Raw genomic sequence first — 9,237 nt, 5'->3', positions numbered from 1 at the left:
GCGGGCATTCATCCCAAAGCTAAAGCATTGGGCTTTCTGCCCGAGTTTCTGGTAAAGAAGATTCAAGCGGAAAACAAACATGAAAAAGGTTGATAAGGAATCCTGCTAATTTGCTGAAACAGCCTTCTCTAAGACTTCTTGAAGGTAGGCATCTATTTCCAACTGACGACGCGCAGCGTTCAGGGCAATTCGACTATACAACTCAGGAGTTGTTTGGATCGTCAGCGTTCCTGAGAAAGGTTTGTCTGGCACTTTTCCTTGTTCTTCACAAACTTCAAAGTAGACCTCAAGTGACTTCTGCATCTCCTCCCGTAGTTCAGTTACAGAGGCACCATAAAATGTAATTACGTCTTGTGTATTAATCACTGTTCCATGAAAGAGGTCTATTTCTGGGTCAAAATCAACAACTCCGATATAACCTTTGTATTCGATCATGGTGTAATCCCCGCACTTTGCAGAAACCTTCGTAGATCTCTGATCGCTCCCTTATCCATATTTGGGCTTGGATGTGGGCGATGAAACACGATAATGTTATTATTAAGCGACACAGAGACTCTTGAACCCGTACGTTCTGTTAAGACAGCATCCAAATTTTTTAACAAAGACTCAACATCTCGCCATTTGATGTTGCCTGAAATTGGTTGTGCAAAGATCGCGTCGAGTATTCTTCTGTGTCGCTTGTTCATCGCTATATGACTAAGATTTTGGATAATATACTCACTGCCTTATGGTTCTTAAGATGTGAGTTAGGCGATCGCTAAAAACCGAGCTGCTTGTTCACGACGTTTTTCAGTTCCTCACCCTTCAGATACCGTTCCAAGTTATCCAAGAAAAATGAGGTAATCCGGTACATACGGCGCTGCGAACCGCCGGCAGAATGCGGAGAAATGATAACGTTGTCGAAATCCCACAAGGGACTGTCTGCTGGAAGCGGTTCGATTTCGGTGACATCCAAACCAGCTGCAGCAAATGTACCCGCTCGCAGAATCTCAATCAGATCGGGTTCATTGACGATCGGACCGCGCGCAACGTTGATAAAGAACGCCGTCGGCTGCATCACCGATAGATTGTCCTTATTGATGAGACCCCGTGTCTCCTCCGTCAACGGACACGCAATCATAACGACATCCACTTGGCTCATCATATTGGAAAGCTGATCCATCGGCATCAGTTCATCGACATTATCGGGTTTATCGGTGCGGTAGGCATCGACAGCCATCACATACATGTCAAAGCCTTTTGCGCGCTTCGCCATCTGCATCCCGATGCCGCCCATACCGACGATACCGATTTTGAAACCGTCAATCTCGATCATCGGCATTGTCCTGGCACCGCCCCACTGGTGTTTGTCCTGATTCCGAACGGATTCGTGGATACCGCGCGCCAAACCGAGCAGGAGTGCGAACGCTTGATCTGCGACGTGTGTCGCGTATAAACCAGCCGCGTTCGTCAAAACAACATCGCTCTCTCGAATGGCGGGATACATGTGTCGGTCCATGCCTGCACTGGAAGATTGAATCCATTTGATATTGGGCAGGTGCGGAAAAAGGTCCTCGCTACAGTAGCCGTAAAAGACTTCAGCATCTTTACCCTCTTCGATAAGCTCCTCCTGTGAACCTGGGGTAACAAAGGTGTGCTCATCACCGACGATGCTTTCCAATCTTTGAAGCAGTTCACCTTCAACACGTCCTTGAAGTATAATTTTCATACTTTTAACTATGACCTCCTGGACTGCCCTCCATTCCATGTCGGGCAGGTTTGTGGTTAATTCCAAGCTGGGTTGGCGCAGCGTGCGTGGTTTATGTACACCAAGAACTTCGGGATAGAAGAACAGAAGAAGGCACGCGGGAAGGGTCCCCCGTTCCAACCTTCCCCTTCTTTTATTGCCATGGAGGGGTTTCTGGCAACAATTCCTGAAACTTGTCAATCAAGGCATCCTCATACGTCCCAGCGTATTGCCCGTTGAAGAATTTATCCATCGCTTCATCAAGGAACAGTTGCCAGGATGTGTCCTCGGAACCGGGATTGACGGGGAAAAACAACGCCCCCACATCTCTTGCCGCCTTCAGGTCACCGGGTGAATCACCGAGCATTAAGACGTGGTTTTCGGGATACCGGTCTTTCGTGGTTATTGTGAGGTGCTCCGTCTTTGTTCCCATCTCCTGTCCGGCAATCAGTGCAACGTAGGCATCAATCTCGTGCTCAGCCCACTCTCGGATGAGTGCCTCATCGGGTGTCGCGGAGACAACGATGACATCCGATTTGCCCTGAAGTCGTTGTAACGTCTCGCGCACCCCAGGAAAGGGGGGGAGGTTGTAGACAATCTCTGCGACACTTTCGTTCACACCGAGACTCCACGCCATCACTTGGCTTAATTCGTCAAGCCGTTCCCCCGTTGCGCTGTCAATCGCGGCTTGCAGTGCGGGGTTACCGAGTTTCGTCTCCGTTTCCGACCATTCCCGGAGGTGCGACAGTTCTGGCACTGCAACGTCCATCTTTTGCACGAGTGGCATCTCGCGCAAAAAATCGCAGACTAGCAGGATCGCCTTAAACCGGTTCGTGCCACGCGTCTTTGAATAGAGATTTACGAAATCCCATGCCTGATGCACCTGTCGCGAAAGAGATGCCAAACCGAAATGTTTGACGAGGTTCACGCTGAAACAGTCGTTGTGTTTGACCTCCATGCTATTGAAGACACACCCGTCCGAGTCAATTCCAACGAAAAACTCGTGTTGCGGTTCAAAATCATATAATGCTTGTTGTGGTCCGTGTTCCATTTTTTAATTTTACCTTGCGGAAGAACGACGTGCGTCAAAATTTTGACGTGTCATTCTTAAATCCGCCCTCCATTTCATTACGGGCTACGGGTCCGATCCTAAAAAGCACCTACAAGATAACCGAAAACCTACGTGTGATGAAACGCAGGTCAAGAGCCCAATAATTTTAAATTTAATCAACAATAACTTCAGGACGTCCCTCAAGCATCCATTCGGTATGGAACACCGTCGGTTCCCCGTCTTCTCCGAGAATCGTGTTTCCATTTGCATCGAGTTTGTGGTAGGTGTGTGCCCCGAAGTAGTCACGCATCGCCTGAATCAGGTTCGCAGAAAGTCTGCCGCTGCGGTAACTATCGAAATAGGCTAAAGCGGAACTGAATGCCGGAATAGGGACACCGAGCTGCGTGGCTGTACCGATGACACTTCGCCAGTTGGGTTGTGCGGTTTCAAGCACATCTCGGAAGTAGGAATCCAGCATAAGGTTCGGCAGCTCAGGATTCCGTTCAAACGCTTCTGCAATCCGATGTAGGAACTTTGCGCGAATGATACACCCGCCACGCCATCCGAGACTAATCGTGCCGAGGTCCAAATCCCATCCAAACTCCTCGCTTGCCTCCCGCATTAAGGCGAAACCTTGGGCATAAGAGCAGATCTTCGCGGCGTAAAGCGCGTCGTGAATCGCTTTGAGTGCCTCGTCCCGGTCGCCTTGATAGGTGCCAGCGGGTCCTTGGATAACCTGTTCCGCGGCGACCCGTTCGCTTTTAACGGCAGAGATACACCGCGCAAAAACCGCCTCAGCGATCGTCGGTGCGGAGATACCGAGATCCAGTGCTGAGATACTCGTCCATTTGCCGGTGCCTTTCTGCCCGGCTTGGTCCAGCACAACATCAACGAAAGGTGTGCCGCTCTTATCGAGTTGTGTGAAGATGTCTGCGGTAATTTCGATGAGGTAGGAATTTAATTCACCGCGATTCCATTCGCTGAAGACTTCGTGCATCTCGTCGGCGTTCATGCCCAAGATCCCTTTCATCAGGGAGTAGGCTTCACATATCAGCTGCATGTCGCCGTATTCGATGCCGTTATGCACCATCTTGACGTAATGCCCTGCGCCATCGGGTCCGATATAGGAGCAACACGGTGTGCCTTCCACCTGTGCTGCGATTTTCGTAAAGATGGGTTCTACAAGTGCGTAAGCCTCGGCTGAACCGCCCGGCATCATCGCCGGTCCCTTGAGCGCGCCCTCTTCGCCACCGGAGATACCCGTGCCGATAAAAAGAATGTCCTGCTCCGCCAACGTCGCATGCCGACGGACAGTGTCGTTGAAATTGGAGTTTCCGCCGTCAATAATGAGGTCGCCCTTTGAAAGATGCGGGACCAATTGCCCTATAAACGCATCGACGGGTTCGCCTGCTTTCACCATCAAGATAATTTTTCGGGGACTGTCTAACTTCCCAATGAGCTCTGGAATGGAATGCGCCCCTGTGATATTTTTGTCCTGCGCAGCACCTGCCATGAAAGCATCTACCCGTGAGACCGTCCGGTTGAAAACCGCCACCTCAAACCCTTTGCTTTCCATGTTCAGGGCGAGGTTTTCGCCCATCACTGCTAATCCGATGAGTCCAATATCTGCCGCCAAATCTGTTTTCCTCCTATGATAGTGTCTGTTCTGTATATGATAAACTGCCTGAGAAATGGTGTCAAATATATTTTTATTTTCATTTACCCAAATCGCATCCATACCTCAATAGATGGTCACCCTCCAACTCGGGAGGGTTAGAAACCTCGCCTACCAATTTTGAGTTTGAAACTTGATTAATACAGATAGCCGAAATTCACGTCAAAATTAGAAATACCCTCTTCACATAACACCACGTCGCAAAACGCAGCCGTCGGAAAGGAGTTTCATCATTCGCAGTCTATTAGGTCTCAAGAAGTACGTTATTCGGTATCGATACGCCATTGCCATCAGCTTCTGCCTCGTGGTTTTGACGAATGGACTTTTGCTGATCAGCCCAGAGATCCTGCAAAGGGTTTTTGATGAGCTACAGCTCGCGATTGAGGACCCAAACTTTACAGTCTCCCCGAGGCGTATCCTTTTTTTCGGACTCCTTATCTTTGGGGTCGCGTTCTTTGCCGGTATCCTTCGCTTCGCCCAACGCCGCATCATCCAAGGGGTCGCCCGACAGATGGAGTTTCACCTCCGCGCCGACTTCTTTCTGCATCTCCAAAAACTCTCCGCCTCCTATTACGATAACGTCCGCACTGGCGATCTGATGACCCGCGCCACCAGCGACTTAAACGCTATCAGGATGGTCCTGAGCAGTGCGATCATGTACACTGCTGACGCGATAGTGTTTTTCGGACTCGCACTCACTATCATGCTACAGATCGATGTAAGCCTGACCATAGTTGCGCTGCTCCCTTACCCTATTCTCGCAGTTTTGATTCGCTCCCTCGGAAAACGGTTACACGCCCATTATGAGAGTATCCAAGAGGCGTTCGCAACGCTGAATACCAAGGTCCAGGAAAATTTATCCGGTGTCCGTGTTGTGAAAGCCTATACGCTTGAGGCGAGTGAGGTTGAGCATTTCGGGGAACTGAATCACGAGTTTGTCGAACGGAATCACCGGCAAATCCGACTGATGACGTTCTTCTTCCCGCTCTTCCGCTTTCTACCGGGGATCGGGGGTGTGGTTCTCCTCTGGATGGGCGGTCTCCATGTCATTGAAGGGAAGATTACCCTCGGCGATTTTGTGGCGTTCAGTGCCTATCTCATGATGCTCGTCCGCCCGATGATTACCCTCGGTTTTATTGTCAACACCTTTGAACGCGGTGCCGCGTCCATGGATCGGATGAACGCAGTCCTCAATGAAAAACCAGAAATCTTCGACGGTGAGCAGGTGAAATGGGGTATGAAAAATATTGAAGGCGAAATTGAGTTTAGAAACCTGAACTTTGATTACCCGGACGGAACGCCGGTCCTAAAAGACATCAACCTTAAAATTGCGCGTGGCATGACGCTCGCGATTGTCGGCGGGACAGGGTCTGGGAAATCTACGCTCGTCAACCTCATTCCACGTATTCGTCAAGCAGAACGCGGCACGATCTTTATCGACGGCGTGGATATTCAGGATATACCGCTAAACGTGCTTCGTTCCAATATCGGATTTGTAGAGCAGGAACCTTTTCTCTTCTCAGACTATCTGCGAAACAATATCACCTACGGTCTCGAGGCAGCGGACGATGAAGAAGTGAAAGCAGCGGCACACTCCGCAGACCTCCTCGCACAAATTGAGGAATTCCCTGACGGATTGGAGACCTTCCTCGGTGAACGTGGGATAACGATTTCAGGTGGACAACGCCAACGGAGTGCACTGGCGCGCGCGATCATCATCAAACCCAAAATCCTTATCCTTGACGATGCCTTCGCAAACGTGGACACGCAGACGGAGGATACCATTCTCAGCCGACTCGACGAAATTATGAAGAACCGCACGACTATCCTCATTTCGCATCGGATCTCTACCGTCAAAAATGCCGACCATATTATCGTCCTCAATGACGGAAGCATCGTTGAAACGGGCACGCACGAACAACTGATTGCGCATAACGGGATTTACGCCGGTATCTACGAAACACAACTCTTACAAGAGGAACTTGAGGAATTTTAATTTTTTTAATTTTACCTTGCGGTTCGGTCAGGTAGGCTGGGTCCTGAAAGTGCCTCTCCGTAGACCCGCCTGCGTGTTTTTGCGAATCAACGGTATGAAGGTTCTCCGTGTGGCATTCCCCGGGGTATTTCTGCGTATTGTTGCAGGCTACACGCTTTTGGCGAAGCGTCGAAAGCCAAATTGAAAACTGATTTAACGAACAATTGACAAAGGAGGAATCCACCTATGTTCGGCATGGGAGGTGAACTATACGAATATAGCGATGAGGAGCAAGACCTCGGGAAAGTTTATGACCGGGTGTTGATGAGGCGTCTCTTGGCGTATCTCAAACCCTACAAATTCCAGCTGCTCATCATCGGATTGCTCATGGTCGGGAACACGCTTGCACGTTTGGCTGGACCCTACCTACTGCAGCGCGGTATCGACGAGCACATTACTCCAGGCATAATGTCAGGATTAAGCACAATCGCGATTTTTTTCGTAGTCGCATTGATTGGTGAGTTCGTCTTTAGTTACTTCGAGGAATACCGCATGCAGATGATTGGGCAACACGTGATGCACGATCTGCGACAAACGCTCTTTTCACACCTACAACGCTTGGATGTTCAATTTTTTGATAAAAATCCGGTGGGTAGACTGATGACGCGCGTCATGGGGGATGTGCAGGTCCTCAACGAACTTTTCGCCTCTGGTGTGATTACTGTCTTCGCGAATCTGCTCCAGATTTTGGGGATCATGGTGGCAATGCTCCTTTATAACTGGAAGCTCGCACTCGTGACGTTCACCGTAATCCCAATCATCTTCGGTGCGACGCTTGTCTATCAGATTTATTCGCGGCGTGCGTTTCGGGAACAACGGAAACAACTCGCACGGATCAACGCTTTTTTGCAAGAAAACATCGTGGGTATGACGACGATGAAACTCTTCGCACAGGAGCAACGGAGCCATCTCCGTTTTAACGAGCGCAACCGGAGATACCTCGCTGCGAACCTCCGAAGTATCTTCTATTTCTCTATATTCCATCCGTTGATTGAAGTGACCGCTTCTCTTGCGATAGCCGTCATTATCTGGTACGGGGGCGGACAGGTCGTGCAAGGCGCGTTGAGCTTCGGCGTGCTGTTAGCCTTCATCCGCTACGCTGAACGCTTCTTCTGGCCCATCCGAGAACTCAGCGAAAAATATACCATCTTCCAAAACGCGATGGCATCTGCTGAACGCATCTTCCAATTGCTGGATACACAACCCTCTATCGTCTCTGCCGCCTCTAAAAGCGGCACCAAGACTTTGAAAGGAGAGATCGAATTCCGAAACGTCTGGTTCGCCTACAACGACGATGACTACGTTTTGCGGGATGTCTCATTCAAAGTGAAACCGGGTGAAAAGGTCGCACTCGTGGGGCATACGGGTGCGGGGAAAACCTCCATCATCAATCTGCTCTGTCGATTTTATGAAATTAACAAGGGACAGATCCTGATTGACGGCGTAGATATCCGAGAGATGAATATCCAGGAATTACGGGAAGCCGTCAGCATTGTGCAACAGAATATCTTCCTCTTTTCGGACTCCATCGAACGGAATATCAGTCTGGGGAACGCGTCAATCTCGTCGGAGCGGGTAAAACGTGCCGCGGAAGACGTGCATTTAGATCGGTTCGTTCAGAAGATGCCGCAGGTCTACGGCACAGAGATTAAAGAGGATGGCGGGGGGTTATCCGTTGGGCAGAAACAGTTGGTCGCCTTTGCGCGGGCTTTGGCATCCGATCCGAGTATCCTCATCCTCGACGAAGCGACCTCAAGCGTTGACACCGAAACCGAAATCCTGATTGAGGACGCACTTCGGCGTTTAATGGCAGATCGCACCTCCGTCGTCATCGCCCACCGACTTTCGACGATCCAGAATGCGGACAAAATTATCGTGATGCATCGCGGTGAAATCCGGGAGACCGGCACACACAACGCGTTATTACAACAGGAAGGTATCTATTATCGGTTGTATCAGTTGCAGTACAAGGGGCAGGAGAAAGGAAATTCTTAGACACAGAGACTCTTTCCACGGCTCCAGCGGGATAACATGTTTATTGAAAAATATCATCCTCTTTGCGATAGTTGCTAATCCATCTATCCCAATCTGCGGAACCCCTTTTCACAGTCATCATATATTCTATAGTTCTATTATCCTCTAAAGCTTTTCGAGTTCCATGTGCGGGAGAGGCTTTCAGTCTATCCATTTCTACCATCATTTCTGCATGCGTTAAAACAAATGTGGTCGCCCCATCATCAGAGATTGACTGAATAATGTAATCGCAATCCTGCCATGGTCTAATTTGAAGAATATGAACGGAATCCTCCTGATTGTAACCCGAGCTTTTATACTCATAGTATCTGCCGTTCCTTTTTAAATCGCCTCTATCCTCATTTTTACTGACTCTTTGACAATCATGCTTTTTTATGAAATAGTTTTCCCACAAAGGACTCCTTGATTGTGTGGACAGAACGCTACTTATTTTGTAAAAATCGTGTTCAGAAATAACTTGTTCTTCAAGGGTTAAATCAATTAATTGCTTTCTAATACTTGCTACGCTATCCAGCACGCGTCTACTGCCATCTATATTATCCAAGATGTAACGTATCGTTCTCTTGAGTTCTATCTGGTTCATAGTATTTGACATGTTTAATCTAAAGGTGATCGAACACGCTCACTTGAATTTTTTCAGCCCTATTTGGTTCATGGCATTTTATATATTGTTCCAAAAATTCAAATTTTGTTAGCCAATATACACCGCCATTTGC

At 49.0% G+C, this 9,237-nt stretch carries 8 protein-coding genes; 2 read left to right on the top strand and 6 right to left on the bottom strand.

All coding sequences use genetic code 11. The features are described from left to right. Nucleotides 1-105 precede the first annotated feature (105 nt). The 5 genes from F4X88_01820 to gnd form a co-directional block, all read right to left on the bottom strand. Complete coding sequence (locus F4X88_01820) at nucleotides 106-435, bottom strand: type II toxin-antitoxin system HicB family antitoxin (GenBank protein MYA55009.1); 330 nt, start codon at nucleotides 433-435, stop codon at nucleotides 106-108. Then, a complete protein-coding gene (locus tag F4X88_01815; protein ID MYA55008.1) occupies nucleotides 432-686 on the bottom strand; it encodes a type II toxin-antitoxin system HicA family toxin in 255 nt (84 codons plus the stop codon). Before F4X88_01815 ends, F4X88_01820 begins: the two co-directional genes overlap by 4 nt. A gap of 71 nt (nucleotides 687-757) precedes the next feature. Continuing rightward, complete coding sequence (locus F4X88_01810) at nucleotides 758-1,867, bottom strand: D-2-hydroxyacid dehydrogenase (protein ID MYA55007.1); 1,110 nt, start codon at nucleotides 1,865-1,867, stop codon at nucleotides 758-760. Nucleotides 1,868-1,880: 13 nt separating this feature from the next. Then, nucleotides 1,881-2,777 (bottom strand): HAD family hydrolase, encoded by an 897-nt coding sequence (locus F4X88_01805; protein ID MYA55006.1) that lies wholly within the window; start codon nucleotides 2,775-2,777, stop codon nucleotides 1,881-1,883. Nucleotides 2,778-2,949: 172 nt separating this feature from the next. Beyond that, nucleotides 2,950-4,515: a decarboxylating NADP(+)-dependent phosphogluconate dehydrogenase gene (gene gnd / locus F4X88_01800; protein ID MYA55005.1), complete on the bottom strand. Its 1,566-nt coding sequence runs from the start codon at nucleotides 4,513-4,515 to the stop codon at nucleotides 2,950-2,952. A 262-nt stretch (nucleotides 4,516-4,777) separates the two neighbouring features. Here gnd and F4X88_01795 point away from each other — a divergent pair, with 262 nt between their 5' ends. After that, nucleotides 4,778-6,448 carry an ABC transporter ATP-binding protein gene (locus F4X88_01795; GenBank protein ID MYA55004.1) on the top strand — a complete coding sequence of 557 codons (1,671 nt, stop codon included), beginning with the start codon at nucleotides 4,778-4,780 and terminating at the stop codon, nucleotides 6,446-6,448. 225 nt (nucleotides 6,449-6,673) lie between these two features. Then, nucleotides 6,674-8,482 carry an ABC transporter ATP-binding protein gene (locus F4X88_01790; GenBank protein ID MYA55003.1) on the top strand — a complete coding sequence of 603 codons (1,809 nt, stop codon included), beginning with the start codon at nucleotides 6,674-6,676 and terminating at the stop codon, nucleotides 8,480-8,482. Between the two features lie 40 nt (nucleotides 8,483-8,522). Here the strand turns inward: F4X88_01790 and F4X88_01785 are convergent, their stop codons facing one another. Continuing rightward, the gene (locus F4X88_01785; GenBank protein MYA55002.1) at nucleotides 8,523-9,065 is read right to left on the bottom strand and encodes a hypothetical protein; all 543 of its coding nucleotides are present in this window, start codon (nucleotides 9,063-9,065) and stop codon (nucleotides 8,523-8,525) included. Nucleotides 9,066-9,237 lie beyond the last annotated feature (172 nt).

The organism is Candidatus Poribacteria bacterium, from assembly GCA_009839745.1.
Classification (GTDB): Bacteria; Poribacteria; WGA-4E; order WGA-4E; family WGA-3G; genus WGA-3G.
This window is presented reverse-complemented; position numbering and strand designations above follow the sequence as displayed.